This window comes from Pontibacter cellulosilyticus (assembly GCF_014306105.1).
Lineage (GTDB): Bacteria > Bacteroidota > Bacteroidia > Cytophagales > Hymenobacteraceae > Pontibacter > Pontibacter cellulosilyticus.
Map to the genome: position 1 here is coordinate 197,688 of NZ_JACRVF010000004.1, position 22,672 is coordinate 220,359.

Annotated in this window: 18 protein-coding genes; 9 read left to right on the forward strand and 9 right to left on the reverse strand. The window is 46.1% G+C overall.

Annotated elements, in window-relative coordinates; genetic code table 11:
* Nucleotides 1-22: 22 nt before the first annotated feature.
* Together H8S84_RS14155 and H8S84_RS14160 are read left to right on the forward strand one after the other, a co-directional pair.
* Nucleotides 23-1,243, forward strand: coding sequence for a DUF4374 domain-containing protein (locus tag H8S84_RS14155; protein WP_187068013.1), 1,221 nt, complete (start codon nt 23-25; stop codon nt 1,241-1,243).
* A gap of 82 nt (nt 1,244-1,325) precedes the next feature.
* On the forward strand, nt 1,326-2,546 hold the full coding sequence (locus H8S84_RS14160) for a PepSY-associated TM helix domain-containing protein (RefSeq protein WP_187068014.1): 1,221 nt from the start codon (nt 1,326-1,328) through the stop codon (nt 2,544-2,546).
* A 457-nt stretch (nt 2,547-3,003) separates the two neighbouring features.
* On the opposite strand, the gene H8S84_RS14165 is transcribed toward H8S84_RS14160, so the two are convergent.
* The 3 genes from H8S84_RS14165 to H8S84_RS14175 all read right to left on the reverse strand — a co-directional run bounded on the left by H8S84_RS14165 (nt 3,004) and on the right by H8S84_RS14175 (nt 5,926).
* The gene (locus H8S84_RS14165) at nt 3,004-4,473 is read right to left on the reverse strand and encodes a hypothetical protein (protein ID WP_187068015.1); all 1,470 of its coding nucleotides are present in this window, start codon (nt 4,471-4,473) and stop codon (nt 3,004-3,006) included.
* Nucleotides 4,474-4,508: 35 nt separating this feature from the next.
* Nucleotides 4,509-5,216 carry a hypothetical protein gene (locus H8S84_RS14170; RefSeq protein WP_187068016.1) on the reverse strand — a complete coding sequence of 236 codons (708 nt, stop codon included), beginning with the start codon at nt 5,214-5,216 and terminating at the stop codon, nt 4,509-4,511.
* Between the two features lie 131 nt (nt 5,217-5,347).
* Complete coding sequence (locus H8S84_RS14175; RefSeq protein ID WP_187068017.1) at nt 5,348-5,926, reverse strand: RNA polymerase sigma factor; 579 nt, start codon at nt 5,924-5,926, stop codon at nt 5,348-5,350.
* A gap of 529 nt (nt 5,927-6,455) precedes the next feature.
* Between H8S84_RS14175 and H8S84_RS14180 the strand changes: the two genes are divergently transcribed.
* Together H8S84_RS14180 and H8S84_RS14185 are read left to right on the forward strand one after the other, a co-directional pair.
* Nucleotides 6,456-7,145, forward strand: coding sequence for a hypothetical protein (locus tag H8S84_RS14180; RefSeq protein ID WP_187068018.1), 690 nt, complete (start codon nt 6,456-6,458; stop codon nt 7,143-7,145).
* A gap of 214 nt (nt 7,146-7,359) precedes the next feature.
* Entirely contained in the window at nt 7,360-8,079 is a 720-nt protein-coding gene (locus tag H8S84_RS14185; protein WP_187068019.1) for a PD-(D/E)XK nuclease family protein, read from the forward strand.
* Between the two features lie 592 nt (nt 8,080-8,671).
* On the opposite strand, the gene H8S84_RS14190 is transcribed toward H8S84_RS14185, so the two are convergent.
* Genes H8S84_RS14190 through H8S84_RS14200 form a run of 3 tightly spaced genes read right to left on the reverse strand, consistent with a single transcriptional unit; the run spans nt 8,672 to nt 11,930 of the window.
* A complete protein-coding gene (locus tag H8S84_RS14190) occupies nt 8,672-10,054 on the reverse strand; it encodes a GH1 family beta-glucosidase (RefSeq protein WP_187068020.1) in 1,383 nt (460 codons plus the stop codon).
* A 50-nt stretch (nt 10,055-10,104) separates the two neighbouring features.
* Entirely contained in the window at nt 10,105-11,091 is a 987-nt protein-coding gene (locus H8S84_RS14195; protein WP_187068021.1) for a glycosyltransferase family protein, read from the reverse strand.
* On the reverse strand, nt 11,088-11,930 hold the full coding sequence (locus H8S84_RS14200) for a UDP-2,3-diacylglucosamine diphosphatase (protein ID WP_187068022.1): 843 nt from the start codon (nt 11,928-11,930) through the stop codon (nt 11,088-11,090). Before H8S84_RS14200 ends, H8S84_RS14195 begins: the two co-directional genes overlap by 4 nt.
* Nucleotides 11,931-12,366: 436 nt before the next feature.
* Here H8S84_RS14200 and H8S84_RS14205 point away from each other — a divergent pair, with 436 nt between their 5' ends.
* On the forward strand, nt 12,367-12,681 hold the full coding sequence (locus H8S84_RS14205) for a carboxypeptidase-like regulatory domain-containing protein (protein ID WP_187068023.1): 315 nt from the start codon (nt 12,367-12,369) through the stop codon (nt 12,679-12,681).
* 1,341 nt (nt 12,682-14,022) lie between these two features.
* Here the strand turns inward: H8S84_RS14205 and H8S84_RS14210 are convergent.
* The 3 genes from H8S84_RS14210 to H8S84_RS14220 form a co-directional block, all read right to left on the reverse strand.
* Nucleotides 14,023-15,840 (reverse strand): cytochrome-c peroxidase, encoded by a 1,818-nt coding sequence (locus H8S84_RS14210; RefSeq protein ID WP_230407188.1) that lies wholly within the window; start codon nt 15,838-15,840, stop codon nt 14,023-14,025.
* A gap of 50 nt (nt 15,841-15,890) precedes the next feature.
* A complete protein-coding gene (locus H8S84_RS14215) occupies nt 15,891-17,375 on the reverse strand; it encodes an alkaline phosphatase PhoX (RefSeq protein WP_187068025.1) in 1,485 nt (494 codons plus the stop codon).
* A gap of 212 nt (nt 17,376-17,587) precedes the next feature.
* Nucleotides 17,588-17,782 (reverse strand): hypothetical protein, encoded by a 195-nt coding sequence (locus tag H8S84_RS14220; protein WP_187068026.1) that lies wholly within the window; start codon nt 17,780-17,782, stop codon nt 17,588-17,590.
* A 359-nt stretch (nt 17,783-18,141) separates the two neighbouring features.
* On the opposite strand from H8S84_RS14220, the gene H8S84_RS20220 reads away from it, so the two are divergent.
* From H8S84_RS20220 to H8S84_RS14235, 4 genes are all read left to right on the forward strand, one after another.
* Nucleotides 18,142-18,264 carry a hypothetical protein gene (locus tag H8S84_RS20220; protein WP_262890237.1) on the forward strand — a complete coding sequence of 41 codons (123 nt, stop codon included), beginning with the start codon at nt 18,142-18,144 and terminating at the stop codon, nt 18,262-18,264.
* Between the two features lie 924 nt (nt 18,265-19,188).
* Nucleotides 19,189-19,386: a hypothetical protein gene (locus H8S84_RS14225; RefSeq protein ID WP_187068027.1), complete on the forward strand. Its 198-nt coding sequence runs from the start codon at nt 19,189-19,191 to the stop codon at nt 19,384-19,386.
* A gap of 407 nt (nt 19,387-19,793) precedes the next feature.
* Nucleotides 19,794-20,363, forward strand: coding sequence for a recombinase family protein (locus tag H8S84_RS14230; protein ID WP_187068028.1), 570 nt, complete (start codon nt 19,794-19,796; stop codon nt 20,361-20,363).
* 1,204 nt (nt 20,364-21,567) lie between these two features.
* Nucleotides 21,568-22,251, forward strand: a complete 684-nt coding sequence (locus tag H8S84_RS14235) for a hypothetical protein (protein WP_187068029.1) — start codon at nt 21,568-21,570, stop codon at nt 22,249-22,251.
* Nucleotides 22,252-22,672 lie beyond the last annotated feature (421 nt).

The window sequence follows — 22,672 nt, forward strand, 5'->3', positions numbered from 1 at the left end:
ATTTTAAACTTTAGTATAACCTATGTTTTCAATTACAAATGCAAGAAAGCTGGCTTTGCCAGTCTTAAGCCTTTGCTCAGCCTTGTTGTTCACTTCATGCGACAGCAGCAACGACGATAATCCAAACCCTGTTGAAGATGATGCCTTTGTTGTGTCGCTTGCCGTGCAGGGGAGTGACAACAGCTTTACCTATTATACTGTTCCTTATAGTGATGTAATGAGTGGAGCCCTTTCTGCCAAAGGCCAGGGAATAGAGCAGCCTGGCTATTTTGACTTTACGCAGATAGATAACACCATTTATAGTATAGGTGGACTGGGAGACGTAAGTGTGGTAGGCATTTCGAAGAATGAAGCCGGTGAACTAAAGCAAATAGGCAACACTTCTTTCACCAACAGCTTATCCGATATTATAAAGGCCGATGACAATACCTTGGTAGGGGTGGAAATGTCTTCAACTTCTGATATGATAAAGTTCCACAAGATCAATTCCAATACTGTTTCGATAGCTAGTACGGTGCAGCATCCGGTTTCTGATATAACTACTCTTAAAGTTCCGTCATATTCCGGCATGAACATCAGCGGTAATTATTTGTTCCTGAGCTACTACATCAGCGATCCAAACACCTATGCCACACCACATACTGATAAGGCACAGATAGCTGTTTACACCTACCCTGGTTTACAGTTCCAGAGAGTGATCGAAGACACCCGTACCGGCCCTATCGGTGGCTTTAACACAAAATCAGGTCTGATCAAAGACGAGCAGGGCAATGTGTATGCCTTGTCGCACTCTAACCCGGCCAACGGCTATAGCCAGACAACAAAACCAGCTGGCATTCTGCGCATTAAGAGCGGGGAAACTGCATTTGACCAGAACTATTTCTTTGACGTGGCTGCAGCAACCGGTGGTAAAACCATATCGCACCTGAAGTACCTGGGCAACGGCAAAGCTTTTGCTGAGATCAATACGGTTGATAGAAGCCAGCAGGCAGCATGGTCTGACGGCCCCTTGAAGTCTGCTATCATCGACCTGAACAGCAAGACAGTTACATACATCAGCGGATTGCCTGAGCATGCCGGTAATGGCCGCAGGCTGGCTGCATTGCAGGACGGAAAGCATGTGTATATGAGCATCCCGGAAGGCAACGCTATCTACATGTACAGAATTGATACTGAGAGCCACACAGCCACGAAAGGTGCTGAAGTGCAAGCCAACTTTGTAGCAGGCGTTTCAAAGCTTTAGTAGATAAACAACTCTTATTACTTGCTCCATTGTAGCAAAATGGAGCAAGTATTTTCTCTTTATAAGCTCCGCTTAAAATAAAATGAAAGGCAAAAAGAATAGCAGCAAAAGTGCATTCAGACGATTGAATGACTGGTTACACCTTTGGTTGGGGCTTACATCGGGTATTGTAGTGTTTATCGTCAGCATCACAGGCTGTATCTATGTTTTTCAGCAAGATATAAAGGACGCCCTGGAGCCCTGGCGTTTTGTAGAGGCCCAGGACAAACCCTTTGTGCCACCCAGCCAGCTGCTGGATACGGCCCAGGCATACATGCCCGGCCAACAACCGACCGGCCTCACCTATAGCAATAAGGAAGGGGCGGCTGCTGTAGGCTATATGGGCTCAGGAAATGGAGAGGCCGATTTTATTGCCATCTTTATCAATCCCTACACTGGGGAGTTCTTAAAAAAGCAGACCCACGGGGAGGGGCATTTCGATTTCTTTCATTTTATCATAGACGGCCACCGCGCCCTTTGGCTGCCTTATGAAATTGGTCGTCCGATAGTAGGTATAGCCACGCTTATATTTGTGGTGCTGCTTGTAACGGGGCTGGTGATGTGGTGGCCTAAAAAGTGGAACAAAACGAACATCGACAAGAGTTTTAAGATTAAGTGGAACGGCAGTTTTAAGCGTGTTAATTACGATCTGCATAATGTAGTAGGTTTTTATAGTTTGATCCTGGCTTTTGTGCTGGCGGTTACTGGCTTGGTCTGGAGCTTCGAGTGGTTTGGGAATGGCCTGTACTACATCACATCAGGCGGCGAGTCTAAACCTGTACACCACCATCCGCACTCTGATGTCTCTAAGGCAGGCATGTTTGCTGGTGATACTGTTTCGATGCTGGATAAAGCCTGGTATAAAACGCTGGCGCTGGAGCCGGATGCGCAGGGCTGGTATATGACGCCCATACTGGAAGATGAAGAAGATGCGATCGAGCTTACAGCCTATAAGGACTTTGGCTCATGGTATAATCGAAACGAGTATTATTACGACCAGCACACCCTGGAGCTTTACCGCGTGCAGAGCGACAAGTTTTCGGAGGCTAGCCTTGCCGACCAGTTAGTCATGCTCAACTATGACATTCATGTGGGCATTGTGTGGGGGATGCCGGGCAAGATCCTTGCCTTCTTTATCAGCCTTATTTGCGCCAGCTTGCCTATTACTGGCTTTCTGGTGTGGTGGAACAAAAAGAAGAAAGTAAAGAAGAAGGACTCTATAATGAATAGACAGGCCAACACTATGGCTTTTAATGTCTCTTAAAAGAAGGTTGGCTAATAGCAGCCATCGGCAGAATTAAGGGACTTACTTAACCGAAAAGGATAAATTATCGAATATAAAAAGCCGCTCCATTTGATATGAAGCGGCTTTTCTACTAAGGTAGGCCAAGGAAGTCAAAAATCAAACATTATGACTTAACTGCCATAACAGAATTCTGCAGGTCTCAGGAAGGAGATAGAACTTACGAAAAGCTTTCAGCAAAATAGATTGTTGCTCCTACTTATTAGCCTAGCATTTTACGCAATTATGACTCATACAATCCTAAACAGGACAAATGTTTAGCAGACTATGGGAGCCTTTTTAATCCCAACAAAGGTTTGTGCAATAGTCATATCTCTTTTGAGTCCCTGTGTCAAACAAATGATAAGAAAATTAAACCATGACCAAAGGGATTTCATAGCTGTAGATTAGTGTGTGAAGATATAAGAATAACGCCTTCTTAAAGATTATACCTAAGGTTCAGGTAAGGGCCTATGTTCAGGGTGTAAGTCTCGTTAAACCTAGCAGGCATATTTTCACTGCCCAAGAAGATATTTCTTAGCCCTCTCTCTACACTCATGCCATAGCCAACAGTCAGGCCTCCGATCCTTTTCTCCTGGCCCAAAGCCCCGCGTACACCATAGTCATATTGACTGTACCTGCTTTGAGTTTCTCGCAGCTCACCTTGCTTGTCGTACAGAAACCCACCGAATAAACCAGCTTTTATGGTGATGTCAGAGAGCAGGGATTTCCTGTTTTGAAGCAAGTTGTACTGATACTGTACATACGCTTTATAGTAGGTTAGTTCGAGTCCTTTTCTGATATAGCTGCCATCCCCAAAAGTCTTGTATTCTTGCCCACTCTTTGCCAGGTGAACCTCGGTGGAAATCATACTTTTGCTGCTAAAATGGTATCCAAGTGTAAGACCTATACTTTCCTTGAACGTCGGGCTGGTTGAGATAAGGCTTCCCCTATCGAAGCTCCTTTGGGTTTCATTATTTAGTAACCAGCTATTGTGATAAGATAAAGCTAAGCCTAGGTTAAACCTGCTCAATAATACTTTCTTTTTCTCGTACTCTTCAGCAGCATTGTTTTGAACCTCAGCCATAGGCCTGAAACCCAAGGAGTCGAAGGCTGCATAAATTCCCTTGTTCAGCGGGTCAGGTACCACCGTCCTTGTTTCCAGGAAATCCGAAGGAATACTTTTTGATATACTGCCCAGGGAAGCCAAACTATTATCTGTTGAAGGAAGTGTTGATGCTTTATGTACAATAATATTCTCAGGCACTCCGAAAGCTGATTTGGAAGAGACTTTCGAAGCATCCTTGTCTTCATGGAAGGAGATCTCTTCCTGCTGCTGGTTCTCCTGATGCTCAGACATACTTTCGCTACCATTTCCTAACTGGGGCAAACGCTGCTTTTCAGTAATGTCTAATGTATTTTCATTGTTCTTGTCTACATCGGAACCGTTGGGCAGGTTTCCATCTGCAAGAGTTTCTGTTAATTGGATGGGGGCTCCTGAGTTACTGCCTGATAAAATTAAAGAGTCTTCCAAACTTAAAAAATAGGCACCTGCAAGCCCAACCATAAACAGGAACGTGGCAGCTACTGCTGTCCACTGCCATCTATGCCTGCTTATGCCTCCAGCCCCATCAAGCTCTTTGCTGACCCTTGTCCAGACCAGATCGATGTTCAGTTGCTTGTTGATGGACTGCCAGACATGAGAAGGCGCTATACGGTGCTGTGAAGAATAACTCTCCCTTATTTTCTTATATAAATAAGGGTCTGCTGGTTCAGGCGCAGCATCAACAGGAGAATTTTCATCAAGAGAAGCGGACAGACCATTCCACAGAAGGTCTGGAGCCTTCTTGTTCATCTGCCCAAAGCTGTTTTTTATCTTCCCGTTCAGCTTGTCGTTCATCTCTTTCATCACCTAAGCCATTTGATCTTTAGGGTTAGCACCACTTAATAGGCAAATACTACTTCCGCACCTTTGTTAAAACGGCTTACCACAATTTCATAGATGTCTTCGTTTACTTCTTCACTTATAAGAATTGTTGCTACCCCATTTCTTTGAACCACTTCCGCGTTTTCCAGATAAGAAGAGGGAACAGCCTGAAACCAATAGAAAGGGTTTAATCTGATGGTGGCAGCGGTAGGTGTTTCCCGCTTTAGGATAATCTGATTTCCATCAAACAAGCTTTTGGCTACAACTTCAAAATCTTCCGATGATTGTAGCTCAAGTATTAAAGGAAGTTCAGCTCCTCCACTCGAGCGGTACATACCCTTCACTAAAAGACCGCTCCCTCCCTGATTATCATCAGAATCATCATTCTCAAAGGTTTCAAAACCTATGGTTATTCGGTTATAGTTTCCCTGCGGAACTTGGAACTTCAGTTCCCCAATATTTTGATTGGGAGAAAAAAGGGTATAAAGTCCCTGCTTGTATTCCTTTTCGAAGTGAACGCTCTCTGCCTGCTCCCTGTCTCCTTTAAACTCAAAAGAAGATAAAATAACATGGCCTTCTGTAAAGCGAATGCTGCTGCCAGAGGTCTGCTCCCGCTGCATATCTACTTGAAAGCTTACATCAACGGGTATTTTGAACTCATCTTCTTTCTCACATGAAAGAAAAAAACAGGACAGAAAAAGCACGATGAACGATACTCTTTTCATTTTAAAAACTCCTTTACTATAAAGTCTTTCCACTACCTTGTTAGAATAAGTGCTATTAATATTAAGATGCACGGCAGGTCGTAAACGTTGGAAGATAATTATAATTATTTTTAATTTTTCTTATGACTTGTTTAAGCTTCTGCTGTTTTAGTTTCATTTACATTCTTTGATAAAGCGATTACCTTACCTTCCTGTCTCGCAATAGATTCTTTTAGCAGGAACCTTGCTCTGTTGAGCTGCGACCTTGAAGTTCCTTCTGATGTGCCCATCAGCTCCGCTATTTCCTTGTGGTCATAACCTTCAATGGCGAAAAGTTTCAAAACCATGCCTGCCTTTGATGGTAGCTGGTTAACTAAGGCAATCAGCTCATCAGCATGGAGCCTGTCTAGAATACTATCCACCAAAGGATCGATATAGGTCTGGTAAATATCAAGATGCTCTTTTTCCCGCTTTTTCTTTTGATAATAGGCAAGCGCCGTATTAACCATTATTTTCCGGACCCAGCCTTCAAAGGAGCCGGTAAATTCATACGAGGCAAGGCTTCGGAAAACCTTAATGAAACCTTCCTGCAGCACATCGCAGGCTTCGTCCTCATCTTTGGTATAAATAAGGCAGACATTATACATTTTATCTGCATACTGCCTGTACAGCATTTCCTGCGCCCGACGCTCCTTGGCAATACATTTCTCGATTAGTTCTCTCTCAGACATAGCAAAAACGCTGGGTACTATAAAATAGAATGCGGACTTAAGTAAGCCTTAGATAGAAAAAGCCCACCAAAAGTTGGAATTCGCGAACCAGCAAGAAGAAAAAAAGTAATAATACCATTCTTCTTCCTCAAAAAGCATTTTATTTTTAATGATATTATCCTATATGCTAAATATCCCAATTTGCTAATAATTGATTTCTGAAAAACAGTAATGTTAGTTAATTGCTCGTATTTAGCAAATTAAAAGAGATTATAGCATCTTTTGACAAAACAATTTCTAAAGCACTGCATTAGAAACGTACAAAAGTAAGCATTTCTTGAAAAGTTAATGCTCAAGAAGCTTTAATATTTAGAAGTATTTTTTTTCATGCCGCTGCAGCTTATAACTTCCTGTGCATTAAATATTTAATAGAAAGTCGCAGTTTGTTGACTTATTTTTAAAAAACGAATTACTATTTTTTTCTGCCGCTATTCCAACGTTTAGCAGCCTGCCAGTGTCTTCCCCACAAAACAACCTAAATCATAACTTTATGAAAACCTCATCCTTATTACTTATTGGTTCTTTAGCGCTTGGCATGTTTGCCTGCGGTGAGAAAGAAACTGCTGCGCCACAACCCCAGGTAGGGCTAAGCTTTAACACTGTCAAAGAGGCCGCAGCAATGGGAGCCAGGCTTTCTGCTCCAAACAGCTTGTCCTTTACCTCCGGCACCATTACTTTGAAAGAGATCCAGTTTGAGGTGGAGAGCGATGTTGACTCTCTGGAGGTAGAATTCGAGTTGGAGCAGGATGTAACCATTGATTTCGCCACCGGGGCCACTTCCCCTGATATTAGCACCATAACCATCCCCGCTGGCACCTACGAGGAGTTTGAAATAGAGATGGAGCTTCAGGATCAAGGTACTAAACCAGCTATTGTGTTGAACGGCACGTTCATCGATGCACAGGGAGAGGCCCATCCAATCCGGTTTGAGTTCAATTCAGGTGAGACATTTGAAGTGGAGAGAGAAGGTGTAATCACCTTTGCAGAAGGGCAGAGCATGGTAGCCCAGGTTACTTTTGACCCTACAGTCTGGTTCGCAGGTGTTTCTTCTGCACAGTTGGCAGGCGCAGTTAAGAACGCAGAAGGAGTTATTGTTATCAGCTCGACTCAGAACACAGACATCTTTGAAGTGGTGGCCGATGGCTTGGACCTGGCGACAGACGTAGAGATGGAAGACTAGAGCAGAGAATTTAAGAGTTTAACCTGCGATGAGCAGCCAACTCCGGAATGCAGCCTGCCACATCCGGTCCAAAAAAGGAAGAGCACTCTGACTGGGTGCTCTTCCTTTTAATCACTCTAAACCTGTTAGTGTACTGCATCCATGTTCACTTTTGAGTAACGCCCTAACGCTGGCATCTTACAGCATTTTATTTCAACTTAAACCAGCCAATCATATGAAATATCAGTTTCCCTTTAAGACATCAGCCCTCTTGCTTGCAGGGCTAAGCTTTTTCACATCCTGCGAAACGGAGGAGGTGAACCGCGCGAGTGCCAATGTCGCAGTTCAGGCAACTGCGTCCCCCCTTACGGCGACGGAAAGCCAGCAGGGCCGTATTGTGATCACCGATTTCCGCATTAACATGAAGGAAGTTGAATTCGAATTTGACAAGACCGATCCCAGATCTACCACTGAGGTTGCTATCAAGGATGTAAAGCTAAAAGGGCCTTTTGAGTTCGACCTGCTCGGCCCAAGCGGCTCTTTGAGCGCGTTAGCGGCAACGGTAGAATTGCCTAATGCCGTTTATGAAGAAATTGGTTTTAAAACCCACAAAGGCACCAGTGGCATCATGCTGGATAGAGCTGTATTGATGACTGGCACCATAGACGGTGTTCCTTTCGAGTTCTGGCATGATATGGACGAAGAGTTTGATGTGGACTTCACGGATGCGAATCAGGACTTTGTTGTTGACGGGCAGGACCGGGCACTGATCATAGACTATAAAATAGGTTCCCTGGTGGGTGCCGCGTCAGGCGTGGACTTAACTACCGCCATGGACGGAAACGGGGACGGCAGGATAGAGATCCACTCCAAGGACCCTGACGGAAACCAAAACCTTGCAAAGGCCCTGCGTGACAGCCTACGCAATGCCATTAAGCTGATTGACGACAAGTAACTAGGAGCATAAGTTAAAATCGTTCTAACGAGTTTGGCTTAAGCAGTTTTAACTTAAGTAAAGAAAGATTTTGCAAAAGGTTAAAGGGGGAGGTCCCACTTACTGACCTCTCTTCAATAACCCCTATTACATCTTAGCATGCTTTGTGAATGTCTATCTTGGAGTACAAAGGTGGAGTAGGGATAATAACGTTTTTCAAATGAGGTTAACACTGAGCAGAACCAAGAAAGGGCGGAACAATCTACAGGCTTTAAAAGAGCAACTGGAGGGTTGTACTTTCAGGTATACTATTTTACTATAGAGTTATGATAGATTGCTAAGGCTCTATTCAAAGGTAGCAGAATATGATTGCACCGGCCATACATTGCTTTGCTTTCTACACAAAGCAGGAATCCTCCCGAAAAGGAGAAATTATCGAGCTAAAAAAGCCGCTTCACTATGTGAAGCGGCTTTTTTAGCTGAGGTAGACCAAAGGATGAATTATCGAACCATTTCCACAGTGTTTTAGCTGCTCTTGCGCTATCTTTTGGTGTTTATTTAGAGGAATAATTTTTACTGTGTGGGTACGTCAGGCTCAAATAGAGGTCATTCATTATTTGCTCCTGCACATTAAAAAGTCCCGATACCACAGCCCGGATTCTTTAATAGTACGCTGCTGCGTCTCATAGTCCACGTGTACCAAGCCAAAGCGGGGATCGTAGCCCTCTGCCCATTCAAAATTGTCGAGGAAAGACCACACGAAATAACCCTGTACGTTCGCGCCTTCCTGCTTGGCACGCAGCACCTGCTGCAGGTAACGCTGCAGGTAGTTTAAACGCTCCTGGTCATTTACCTGCCCATCCTTTAGCTCATCCGGGAAGGCCGCACCGTTCTCTGTTATGATCAGCTTTCTGATGTTCTTGTACCGGCTAAATTTGTGCAGCAAATGGTAAATGCCTTCCGGGTATACTTCCCAGTTCATAAGCGTGTAAGGTACATTCCGCTTTTTGGCTGGCACCAGGTTGGCCTGCAGAAAGGGTGTCCAGAAAGAGTATTTTACTACTTCACGAGTATAGTTCTGTATGCCTATGAAATCAAAATCGAATGGGAGTAGCGCTTCATCGTCGGGCTTGATGTATTTTTCAATGCGCCGCATAAATTTCAGGTCGTCCAGCGGATACCCGAGGCCAAGGGCAGGCTCCAGGAAAAGCCTGTTGAGCAGCGCATCTACCCGATGCGCTGCTTTAATATCCTTATCGCATTGCTGCAAGGGCTCTACGTGAGAGCAGGAAATGGTGGTGCCCACTTCTGCATGCGGGAGTATACTTTTTAAAATGCGGCCACCCTCGGCCTGGCAAAGCGCGGTGTGGTGCACGGCAGGTATAAACGAGCCAAACCCCCTGCGACCTGGCGCGTGAACACCTAAAAAATAACCGGCTCCGGTAAATACCATGGGCTCGTTCAGCACCATCCAATGGTTAACCCGATCGCCGAAGGAGTTGGCACATAGCGCAGCGTATTCACTAAACCAGCTGACGATGTCGCGGTTTGGCCAACCGCCTCTTTTCTCTAGCTCCTGCGGTAGGTCCCAATGGTACAGGGTTACCCAGGGGGTAATGCCCAATTCCAGGCAATGGTCTATCAGGCGGTTATAGTAGTCTATTCCATGCTGGCTGATTTTACCCGTGCCATTTGGGATAAGGCGGGACCATGAAAGCGAGAAGCGGAAGTTCGGGATAGCCAATTCCCGCATCAGCATCAGGTCGTCAGGGTAGCGGTTAAAGAAGTCGCAGGCAATTTGGCCGTGGTGATTCTGTTTTACCTTTCCTTTTTTATTCGTGAAAACATCCCAGATAGAGGCGCCTTTGTCTGCTATGTCGTGTGCGCCCTCTATCTGGTATGCCGCTGTGGCAACTCCCCAGTCAAAGTTATCTCCGAAATCTAATCTGCTCCATACAGGCTGATCCTGTACCTGTGCTGTGCTGTTTTCTGTCATAAAATAAGCAGCAGAAGCGGCTCCTGCTGCACCCTAAAGCTGAAATTATACTATGTATTTTCCTGCATTATACGTGCTACAATGGCATCCGTCTCGTCAGGGTAATGCACCTGAATCTGCTCGCCATGGTCCAGCCACTCCTTTATCTTGGGCAGGTGTTTTTGCTTGAGGCTTTTAATTGTTGCTACCCCCATGTGCTTTAAGGCGGCGGCGTTACAAACCTGTTCATACTGGTTTTTCATGGGCACTACCAGCAACTTCTTTTGCAAGTATAAAACTTCTGATGGCGTTCCGAACCCTGCTGCGCAAAGCACCCCTGCCGAAGAGGCCATACTTTGCAGGAAAGCGTCGTTTTGTATTGGTTTTACTGAGATGTTTTCATGCTGGAAAGGCTGCTTGTTGTGTTTTGAGAAGACCTTCCACTCCACATGCTTAAAGCATGAGAGCTTGTTTATAATTTTATGGTCGTCGTGTGCGGGTAAATATACCGTGTAGTGTCCCCGGTTGCTTACCTCCAGCTCCCGCACTTGTTTCCGTATGATAGGGGTAAAGATGGTGTCGTCGAACCTGGCAAAGTGGAAGCCATACTGCGCGGTGGTAGGGGCATAGTTTTTCAGAATGAATTTACCCATGTGGTCTGTTACTTTTGGCTTTGGCACGTTTGGGTTCAGAACCGCCACCTGGTTGCTCAGCCCCACGCAGTGTTTTTTTGCCCGCATGCAGGCCCAGGCTGTTATAGGCTCAAAGTCTGAGATCACCAGATCATACTCATTTACGGGTAGCTGGCATGTTTCTTTATAAAAAGCCCTGGAGTTAGCTTTTACAAATGTCCTGTAAAAGTCTACGCCTCCGCTCTTCCCAAAAACAAAACCAAGTCCTTTCAGCCTGTACTTTACCGGGTAAGGCAAGCTGAGGTCTACCTGGCTGCCGCTCACCACGATGTCTACCTCACCATGTTTTTGCAGAGCCGGTACAATGTCCAGGGCACGGGTAAGGTGACCGTTACCCGTGCCCTGAATGGCATATAGGATTCTCAAGCTGATTTCAGGTTAAATTCTACCATCAGGCTTTGGAACAGTTGTATATTGGTTGGAACCAACTCATCATCCTTGTCCATGACCACGGCATCCAGGTTCTCCCGGAACTTGTACAGGCTCCACGCTCCTTTGTCATACTCCATGGCCGTTAGGTTCTCGATCCAGTCGCCTGAGTTGAGGTAGGTAACGCAGCCCTCGTTGTTGGTGATCTCGCGCAGCTCAGGTTGGTGAATATGGCCGCAAACCACATAGTCGTACCCGTTGGAGATGGCGATGTCGGAGGCCGTTTTCTCGAAGTTGTTGATGAACTTGACGGCGCTCTTTACCCGGTTTTTGATGTTGCGGGATATGTATACTTTCTCCCTGTTCAGCTTCAGGCAGAAAAAGTTAACCATGCGATTAAGCAGGATGAGCAGGTCATAGCCTTGAGCGCCCAGTTTCGCCAGCCACTTGGAGTGCTGCATCGTTACGTCAAACACATCGCCATGAAACATCCAGGCACGCTTGCCATCCAGCTCCAGCACCAGCTTGTTCACGATCTGGAAAGTGCCAAGCTTGAAGCCCACGAACTTACGAAGCATCTCATCGTGGTTGCCGGTGATGTAGTATACGTTGGTGCCTTTGGCGATGAGCCCCATCAGGTACTTTACTACCCGCATGTGCGAGGCAGGCCAATAACTTTTACTAAACTGCCAGATGTCAATGATATCACCATTAAGAATGATGGTATCGGGCTTTATACTTTTGAGGTAAGCCAGCAGTTCCTTTGCATGGCAGCCATAGGTACCGAGGTGCACATCGGATATGACAACAACCTCTACTTTTCTTTTTCTTGCCATACACTAGGCGTGGGTGAGTATAATTTTAGTCTCTGTTAAATTTAAAGGGCGAGTAGAAGGAGTGCAGCCTGTACAGGAGAATGTCTAGTAGCTTGCTTGTAATAAAGCCTGCAAGTGTTTTTGCCTTTTTCATTTTCGTGTGATTTAGGTTATACACCCCCTGGCTATAGGTTGTCCTAACTACGCTACTAAATTACGCATGTATTGTTAGCTGCAGGTTATGAGGAAGTTATGTTTTGGTTAAGATTGATTGAGTGGCTTAGGCATCGAGAGGTGCTATTATCGTTTTAGCTTTTATATGAAATACTTTTCATGTGAAGTTTTTGTGAATTTATCCTGCCGTATAGGGCATGAGGATTAATAAAAACATAGTACACCATTAATATTTGCGTAATCCACCAAACATAGTTTTGCAGGCAAAATCAACCAAAAAACTATGAGGATGAGAATCTTTACAATTTGCAGGTACAGCATGATCTGGGGCCTTGCCTTGCTGTGCTGCTTTAACGCTTTTGCGCAAACGCTCGCAGTTAAGGGAAAAGTAACAGATGAGAAAGGTCAGGGGCTGCCCGGCACCAGCATTGCCGTGAAAGGTACCGCCAACGGTACTATTTCTGACCTGAGCGGCAACTACAGCATTCCTGTAAACGATGAAGCGGCGGTACTGGTGGTTAGCTTTGTGGGCTACCTTACCCAGGAGACGAGCATCGGCAACCGCGAAACCATCGACTTCCAACTATTGCCCATTTAAGAATTAGCGCCATTTCTAAGTTTTTCAACTTCAATACCCTTGCATCGGGTACTTATTTAGAAACGCCATCAGGAGTAGGCATATTTGTAAGCTACCAACAGGGAAATTTCAGAAACCAGAATGTGTTAGTGGAGATCCTTTCGGTAAACTGGTTTGGTATAAAGAGGAGGTGCTTGCAAAGCCTATCGGAGCGGAAGCAGCTGTGGTGTGTCTGTCTCATAACTCCTACTCTACAGTACAGGTTGGCCGCTTTTAAGTGGAACGGGATGTTTTTACTGGAGCCTTTTTCAATCGAATGGTATAAATTATCGAACCAAAACAGCCGCTCAGTTTGATGTGGAGCGGCTGTTTACTCTGTAGCCCGAGGAATGGAATTATCGAACAATTTCCACAGGGATTTGGCGGCTTTAGAGGAGTGGCTGCAAGCGGGGGAAGTATCTTTTTGTCCATGTAGGGGAGCATACTCCAGCCGGAGGAATTTATCCGAGATGAACATGAGAACCTGATAAGAAACGTGAAAGTAGCCTATTCGGCGGTGCTTAACTTGAGATAACGCTGTAGCCGAGGCTTTTCTTCAAAATACTGAAGACCGAGCTGGTAGGCAGTCTGTATGAGGGTGAACTCTTTTCTATATTGATCAAGATTTGAATGGGAACCTGATAGGTAGCCCTTATCCCTGTTTTTTATAAATACTACCGTAGGGCTTGTACAACAGGAGCTAAAAAGCTTTTGTACACTTCTTATCTCAAAATGTTGGCAAAAATTCCCATACTAATTATTGATTTCTCCTGCCAACGTTTCTGCTTATTAATAATGTATATCTTGCAAGACCGGCTTTTAATTGAAGCTTTTAACTTCACATGGTATTTAGGATGGAAAGTTGAGAGTTCTTATACTGCAGGAGGACATTAAGGTGATTTCAGGATGGTTCCGATTTATCGGGGACCCGATCAGAATACTTTCAAGGCCTAAAGTTAATTCCCCTGAGATATTTTCTTTCACTTCAATCCCAAAGCTGTGGAAAAGAAAAGCACGCCCATGGAGAGCACGGACACCAAAAGGCAGAACCTGTTTGCTACACTAAAAGATGCCATTTTGAAGGTATTGCTATGCAACGGCGAGTTCCCCAAGAACTTCTGTACAGGTTGCTCACTTTATATTTATTTATAATAATTGTGCTTGCATGTCCATCGTCAAATAATGTTCTATCCATAACAGCAAGGCTGCTCTGATCTAAACTAAAACCGGCCTTGCTGCTTTCAAATATATTCATCAAAAATTTAATTGAAATTATAGCGACGCTACGGCACTATTATTAGCTATCATAAGAATGTAAACAGTTTACTTTGCTGAAGTAAGTTGTTTTGGTTTACTGTTTTGATCGGTTAGAGTATTCAAGAAAGCGATAATGTCTTTGATCTCCTGTTTCGTAAGCGAAAGGGCATCCGGTGGTAATGTCTGGTGCTCGAGTTGTATCCCTATGCCTGCGCCTCCGCCACGGTTGTAGAAATCCATCACCTCTTCCAGCGTAGTATAAACGCCATTGTGCATGTAAGGTGCCGTAAGGGCCACATTACGTAGCGTAGGTGTTTTAAAGAAGTGCTTGCGCGATTCTGTTCCGAATAAATTATACCTGCCCAGGTCCGGATCAATCTTCGCATTTACAGTATCCTTGGCTGCAGGAACACCTAAAAGCTCCATCTCTGTTTCGGTAAACTCAGGAGGTACTGTACCGTTGAAAACAGGTGCAAAGTGGCAGGTAGCGCATTTTGCTTTTCCCATGAACAAGTTAAAGCCCCTGATTTCCCTTTCTGTCAGGCTCTGCTCTTTTCCGCTGATGTTACGGTCGAACTTTGAGTTGAACGGCGAGAGACTTTTAATATAGCTGGCAATCGCATTGCGAATATTCACCTCTGTAGCGCCCTGCTCATATAGTGCTTCAAACTGCTGCTGATAAGTCGGTTTTTGCTTCACTACTTTGCTCATAGCCTCCAGACTTGTGTGGAATTCGGTTTCATTGTTCACCACGGCCACAATCTGTCCTTCCAGGCTACCGGAGCGCTTGTCGTAAAAGAAACCCCGCTGCAAACCTGCATAGCTCATGGTGGGGCTGTTACGTGTTTGGCCCACCGATTTTGCCATGCCGTCTGTGAAGGCAAGGTTTTCCTGATGGCAGCTTCCACAGCTCATAGTGCCGGAGATAGAAAGAGAAGGATCGTTAAACAGCTGTTTTCCCAGCAGCACCTTTTCAGTAGCTAAGTCACCTGATTTAAGATCGTCGAAGTGCTTTAGATTAAAGGTGCTATCCGAAAATAAAGACGTGGCCCCGTGGTTAAAGGCAAGGGTAAACGGAAACTCCACTTCCCAGTCTTGCTGCGTCTTTACCCAAAGCTCCAGCTGTGGGTGGGTGTGTTTCTTAATAAAGCTGTATCGATCAAAAGAAGCAAAGTCACCCTTCAAGCTTTCCATACTTTGATCCAGTTGCTGGTTCCATGCCTGGTAAAGTGCCTCATCCTTAAACTCGTGTTTAAAATAGCTCAGGTACCTTTTCAGTCTTTTATAGGCAAAGGCGCTTTCCTGCAGCGATGCCTCCAGCACCGGGGAGTCAAACCCTGTGATGCCGGTAAGTGCCACGCGGGCAATCCCGTTTCGTAGTATCCACAGAAAGTGGTATGCCTGGTAACTCTGTAGCTGTGTATTGCTGCGTATCAGCTTTAACCTGTTCGACATCAGCGCAGCATGCTTTGCTACTTCTGCCCTGTCAACGCTATCGGCGTAAACCAGCTCCTCCAGCACCTGGAAACCTGAAGGTTCTTTCTCTTTTATATCTGTTTGGTCTTCTTCCTCTACTTTTAAAATATTCGGCTGATTAAGGAAACGGAAATTTTCCGTGTCAATAAACGAAAGCACCAGCTCCGCATACTTAAAGTACATTCTAGCCTTCTGGTAGTGCTCGCGCATCGGCCTTATGACATCCTTGTTGTTACGGGAGGCACTGTTTTTGAGCTTGTCCAGAGCGCTGATACATGCTGAAAGATCGCTTACATAGAGCTCTTCCATTTCCTGAAAGGCTACCGTTGTATCAGCGGCTCTGTTGCGTTGGCTGCAAGAGTCTAATACAATAATGCAGGAAATAAACAAAGCAAAGAGGCTTATCATAAAATAAGCCTCTTTGTTCAATCTGAATCTACTAAACATTTAACGTAATTTTACCTTTCCAGGCCTTGTAGCAGGTATAACTGGCTTCCTTCTTTTGCGCTGTTTGCCACATCCGGGTTAGCCTTCGGATCCGTGAATGGAGTACCGTCCGCTTTTACCCAACCGTGGTTCTGAGTGATTACCAGGAAAGTGCCCGGTACTCTGATGATGTCAGAAATATCGATCATACCTGTAATCTCCCAATCATTATCTGTAGTGCCGTAACCTTTAGCGGCAGCGGCTACCTGATCGCACTCCAGTACTATCTTCAGTTCGCCAGTATTCAGGTTGTACTGGTACAGGCGGGCAAAGTGCGTTTTATCAGCATTGTCGTAGTAGCCATTTGGGTCTTCCTGAATGTAGGCGTAGTTTTCTGTCACTACAATGTTGTCCGGGCTATGGAAAGGCTTCGCTTTTCCGTTTGGGATGTCGCCATCCAGCACGCAGGTAATTTTACCGCCTTTTGTAGGGTCTGTATCGTTTAGCTGTACCTTATACACTCTGCCGTACACGGAACCTTTGCCTATCAAAGCATCCTTTTTTCTGCCTGTCACGGAAAAGTATATTTCGCGGTTGTTTTTGGCCGAACCTCTTCTCCAGTCAATGTCCTCAAGCCTTGAGAAGCCCATTACACCTTTGGCCTTCGCCTCAGCATCCAGCAGGTCGATGTTCTTCTCCGTCAGCTCCACGAACTCCACGTTATAGGCAACGCCTTCTTTCATGTCCACCTCGTAGTTGATGCCAGACGAGGTAACTTTCAGACCGTACAGTTTGCCACCTTCCAGATCGCCTCTGTTGCCCACATACATACCTAACTGTCCGGAAGGAACAGTATTGTCAGAGTGGTCATCGCCGATGAATACTACTGTCTTGCCCGGATAGGCATCTTTGCCGATGGCTACGGCGTTCTCTGTAGACCACTGTCCCATGGCAGTAAGCATTTTAGGCACTTCAGCACTAGCGGCATCCTTCAGCGGATTAGTTGAAAAAACTCCTTTAGAAGAGCCTCCCCACTCGCCACCGGACAGGTATACCGGACCAAAGCCGTGCTCTTCCGGCGTAACAAGAGTGCCTGAGCATTGCGCTGTGTTGGCGGTAGCAATCGCGTTCAGGATATACTCACCTTTTACAGGCTTCAGGTTTTTATCCAGTATAATGCGTGCGATAGAGTAGTCTGCCTCAATGTTGTTGATAAGCGTGAAAGTACCGTTGTTGTTTCTCATTAAACCCAAACCATCGGCCATAGAGCCATAAACGAAGTTTGGTGATTCAGTTAGTTTGTCTTCAGAAGATAGAAGCGGGAATACTTTTGCGTTTTTGAACTCAGGCGTAAGCGCCAGAAAAGATGGCGTAACAGAATAAGTTTTCAGGTCCCGTACTACAGAACCGATGGTTTCTCCGTCAAGGTCATCGTTTTTGTCGCAAGAGGCTAACGTAAGTCCCGCAAGTCCTAGAAGGAGTGCTTTTTTAGTGATGGTGTTGTTTTGAAATTTCATGTACTCGTGTTGTTTTAATGGAGGTATGCAGCAAAGGTAGAGTGGCACTATTACCTATTATTTAAGTACACATTACTATATAGTTAACTTATTTGAGTTACATTATCTCTTTGCTGAGATCAGTAACAGGTAAGAGACGTTACCTGTTGTCGTTGATGATGAAATAAGCATAAAGTGCATTTTAAGTTTATTTCTGTTAAACTTGATTTTAGCTAGGCAGCATCGATGCTAGGGAAGGTGTTGAGAAGGATCGGCTGGTAAATGTTGGAGAACTTTTCATAGCACCATTGCCTCAGCAGCACCATCTCATGTTCTTCAAGTGCTTTCAGTCCTTTCTTTAGCTCTTTCTCAAACAGCGTTTTGTCGAAGCTCACTTTCAGTAGAATTGTTTTGACGTAATCCAACATCGTTTAATTGCTCATTAGTTGTTCAATGCAAAGCTATGCTTTCAATGTTGCCTTAAAGAAAAGCGGGCTTTAACATACCATTAAACTAGTTGTTGCTTGTTTACCTTTTCTTAATGTGAAGAGGGTAAAGCTTGCGTCACAGCCTAAGTGCTATTAGTATAATTGGATTGGCAGCTAGCGTCTATTCGTGTAGTCTTCCATTAGTTTTTCATAGGTCACAAAGAGCTAACAGTCCAGTTATCAATAAGAGCCTGAGGCGTTGTTTTCCACCCCTAGTTTTGCAGCAGCTTCCGGAATGACCTTAGTAAGTTCCTCTATGGTAAAGGGCTTGGATATAAAATTATCCAAAATGAGGGTTCGTGGTAGCCTCTCAGCAGAACGTACTGAAGGTGCTGGTTATTTTCCTAGTACTGGTGCTGAGCGGCGGAAAAGCTGTTGGAGAAGTACTGGAATTGCTTTTGCTTATCACTCAGGAAAAGTAAAAGCAACCCACACTAGTGGAATGCTGATTAACGACAGAAAACTAAAGAGGATTTTTGTACGGAATGAACGTGGGGTATTGAAGCTACTAATACGCATGTGTGGAAAACTATGCTGCGAAAGTAGGGGAGCGTTTATAAAAAGCCTGCTATGTAACGTTATATAATCGTAATGTATGTTTGCTGTTAGGTTGAATGCCGTTTATGATGGACGTCCTTCATTAACTGCAGCTTTGATGTTAGCTAGCTGGCTCTATGATTTTGGGAACAATAGCACTCCTTAACCAAGTCGGTCCTGCTACTCATCAATTCCTGAACTTGTCTGACTTGATTGTAAAGGGGAAGAGGGTTTACAAGATCTTTAAATTTAATGAAGAGCATCAGCATATTTGCCTGCTGCAAAGGCAAGGCTTTTGAAAATCTTGTTCTTGTCCTGCATAAGTGCCGGCAAGTACGCGTGCCATTTCTAACTGGTGTTGACTGAGGTATTCCGGTCAAGCTGGTGGCTTTTTTCAAATCTGTAAAGACGTAACAGGGGGTTCTATTATCAACTCATACTTTATGAATGGCTTAAGCAGGAGTGCTTTCTATAGCTATTCGCTTTGTTTATTACCTCTACATTAGAAACGGCCATCAGCTCCTCCTTCCTTGAATAAAAGGCAATGAGTGCAGTTCACTCAGATAACCTACCTGCTCCACGCCTCTAACTCAGATTGTCTTTCAAGTGGTACTTGATCAGAGTGAACATTTTGAGAAGTAGTGGTCGTATTGGAAGCACATGGAAGATACTTCGAAGGTCAGCCTAAGGGAAGGCGGAGGGAGGAAGCTAGAGCTAATATAATGTTGTAATATCTGCTTAGTTCGTAAGAATTTTGTTACTTTGTACTGAACGATTGCTTAAACATTTGTTAACATTTCGTTTATATCATGAAGTTAACAGCGATTACAAATGAGAAACAACTCTACGCGGCAGCAGTTCGCATTGGGGAGTTGATGAAAGCAATGGGAGCAGAGGCTGAAAATGAGAAGAAGAGGCTCATGAAATTGCTTGTTGAGTTTGAAAACGGGGAGTTTGACGAGGTAAAAGGCAAATTGCATCAAAATAATTTACTGGTCAACGGATAGCGCTTTGGGTGCTGCTACACTTTGTATAGCACATCACCATACTGGCCATATGTTGTTTGAAGCTAGGATTAAGTTTACTAGGAATAAACCTTTGAGTAGAATCAGGTCTTTGGCTGAGAGCAGCTGTTAGATTTATTCTTTGAACTGTGTACTAACAAATATGTTATTCTTTAGATTCTTGGAATCTGCAATCATACTTCTAAACTTCTTTTCAGGACGAGGCAAGGTTCCTGGCCTGCCACCGTCATCTCATAAAACGGCCGTTATTTGAGACATAGAACGCCGCCCCATCACAACCTACATATTACTGCCAGCAGCACGGAGTCCAGATTTTTAAAATTCTCAAATTGCCGTCTCATGAATCAAAAACTTTTCCTTATATTTGAGACGAGTTACTGAGACAGATTATGAAGATAGGCTACGCCAGGGTCTCGACACAGGACCAAAAACTGGAGCTGCAGCTCGACGCGCTCACCGGGGCCGGCTGCGAGCAGGTGTACAGAGAGAAAAAATCCGGCAAGAATAAGGAGCGGCCGGAGCTCGAGAAGATGATCGCCCATCTCCGGCCGGGCGACACGGTGGTGGTGTGGAAGCTCGATAGACTGGGCCGCTCGCTCCGGGACCTGATCGACCTGGTGGCGGAGTTTCGGGAGCGGGGGGTGGACTTCGTCAGTCTTCAAGACGGCATCAATACGGCCACGCCCACGGGCCGGTTCACCTTCAACGTCTTCGCCTCGCTCGCCGAGTTCGAGCGCGAGCTCATCCGTGAGCGCACCAAGGCCGGGCTGGACGCGGCCAAGGCCAGAGGCAGGAGAGGGGGGAGGCCGCAGGGGCTCTCCAAGGCGGCGCTAGAGAAGGCCAATTCCGCCCGGATCCTGTTTGACACCGGCACCAAGACCGTGGAGGAGATCGCCCAGATTCTGAGTATCTCCAGGGCCACCTGCTACCGCTACCTGGCTCTTGCAGCAGAGAGCTAAGGCAAATTGGTAGCTCTATAGTATTCTCTCCAGGCAGCGCTGTCTCCAGGCACAGTGTCACCACTCCGTTGGCACCTGTCAATGGAGTGGTGACACAGAAGACTTAGCCCCAGACCAGTCCTTAAGACTCGGGGGCTAAGTGAAAAGGACTGGCTTAAGTTGATACAGCGGGGCTTTGAAAGTGAAAGCAGGTGGGCATTGCTGTGTGGTAGGAATAATGAACAGAGGGCTCCGGTATAACTTCCTTTCTACAGGTGGTGCAATAGGCCGCTAGCTACAAGCAGGAGAGGCCCCCCTTGTTAAAGGAGCCTCTCGGGAGTCACAGAAGTAATAGGAGTCTGACTTCTGGCACTTTCCTTAACGGGGCCATAGGAAATGGTTTAATGGGCGGTGCCGGGAATGCGTGCTACACCATCTGCGCTAATTAGTAAGCCGGGGAAAGAGAGAGCCTGCGCCCTCAGGGGACTCTGTTAAAAAGTAACTCACTCCCCTTTGGGCTGCGGTCTTTGGCGGAGGGGCGGCAAGCCGCATACGATAGTCCTTTGCCAGCTTGCAGGCAAGGGGAGTGTACCGGCCGGCCAGGCAGGCGCTATGATGGAGACGCCCTTTGCCGACCGGTGCCTCTGGGAAACTATGTCTCCTCTATAACGGTCTACAGCCCGGCCTGGTTTTGCTGCCGTGCCTGGCAAGGCTATGGGCGCTCGTTTCCCCGGACCCGGCCCAAGGCCTTCGAGTGGGTTCCTGAAGTGCCGCCGCGCCAGCGGCCACGGGAAGGCTTAGACTCAGTCCCTCCTCTTCCTCCCGCCGCGGTGCCGGCCAGGCAGCCGCCTGTGCTTTAGCCTGGTACCGATCAGCATAAAAGTCCCCACCAGTACAGCCTTTGGAGCAGTCCCACCTGTGCCCACAGCGCCCGCACTATTATCATAGGCCTTTGAACCCGGAAATATCCCAAAGGGCGGCCTCGTCGCAAAGTCACCTGCCCCCCCGCTTGCCGATGCCGGAATAGTTTAAACTATTTCGGTACAGCAAAAGCCGCCTTCCCGGCGCGCTATCGGCGTCTGCCACAGATTGCGCTCTGGAAAGAGTGTAATATTTGTTAATTAAATTATATGACTATTAAAAATAATTATATTTATATGTAACTTTAGACCAACTCTGTCTGTATTAGCTGTTTATATGTTTAATCATTAAAATTTTAGTTATTATGAAAAAAGTTACATTACTAGGTGCTTTGGTAATTCCTGCATTACTGGCCGTAGGCTGCACAGAAGAACAGGACGCAGTAGCTCCTATGAGCGCCTCTAACGTATCGGAGGCAAACGGCGCGCCGAGCGGTGCCCACTACACCCTTAATATCATTGGTGTGCCCAAAGGCAAAACCGCCCCGATGGACGGCAACAGCGGCCACCGCATTTTCGTTGACCTAGAGGGAAACACGAAAATTAACCTGCAGAACGCGGACCTCACGGACGGCGCGTTCCGCGTGCTGGACGCCAACGGCACGGATAGTGACGGCGCATTGTTCCAGTTGCCGAGTGCTGACCTGGACAACGACGGAATTACGTCATACTCGGTGTATGCGCGTGCGTTGGGCAAGCCGGGCGGCTCGTCTACCATGACCACCTGCGCCACCGACCCGACCACAGGGGAGGATGTGTGCAGCCTGGAGTCGCTGGTGAGCCTGCGCGAGAAGGGCGGCTCCAAGTTCACGAACGTGTCAAGAGACCTGCTCTACATCTACGCCGACCTGGAGAATGACAACGTGGATGGCGTGGTGCGCGTGCCGCTGTTTGACGACCGTTTGGAGGACTACTACTGGAGCTATGACAACAACGGCTTGAAGGTGCTACAACTGCGCTTCTACGACGTGCCGACTAACGTCAACTAAACTATCGCGTTAATTTGTTTCATAATTGTAAATGTAAGCCGCTGCCCATTGGGTGGCGGTTTTTTATGCTGGGTTCGGTTAAGTGGCGGGAGACAGGCATAGCTAGTGGGTCAGCGGGCAGTGTTGTCTGAAGTCTGAGGGGTAGGGTACTTGAATCACATGTCAAGCTGTCTTTCTTGATTGAGGTATACCCGGGTCAAATAACACCAGGCTCCACTGCTTCCTTTATCGAGTTCCCGTTGGAAGCAAGCCCCACTGCCAACTGCTTGAATGGATTGCCAAGTACGCATTTGACCGACCGATCCGAAACCTGAAACTGTGTCCAAGGCTGCCATCTTAGTCTCTCCGGCTGCATGGAGCACGCCAAGATTGGCAACAACCCAAAGTCTATGGAGCGATTGGTCCTTCCAGTTATTTTTAG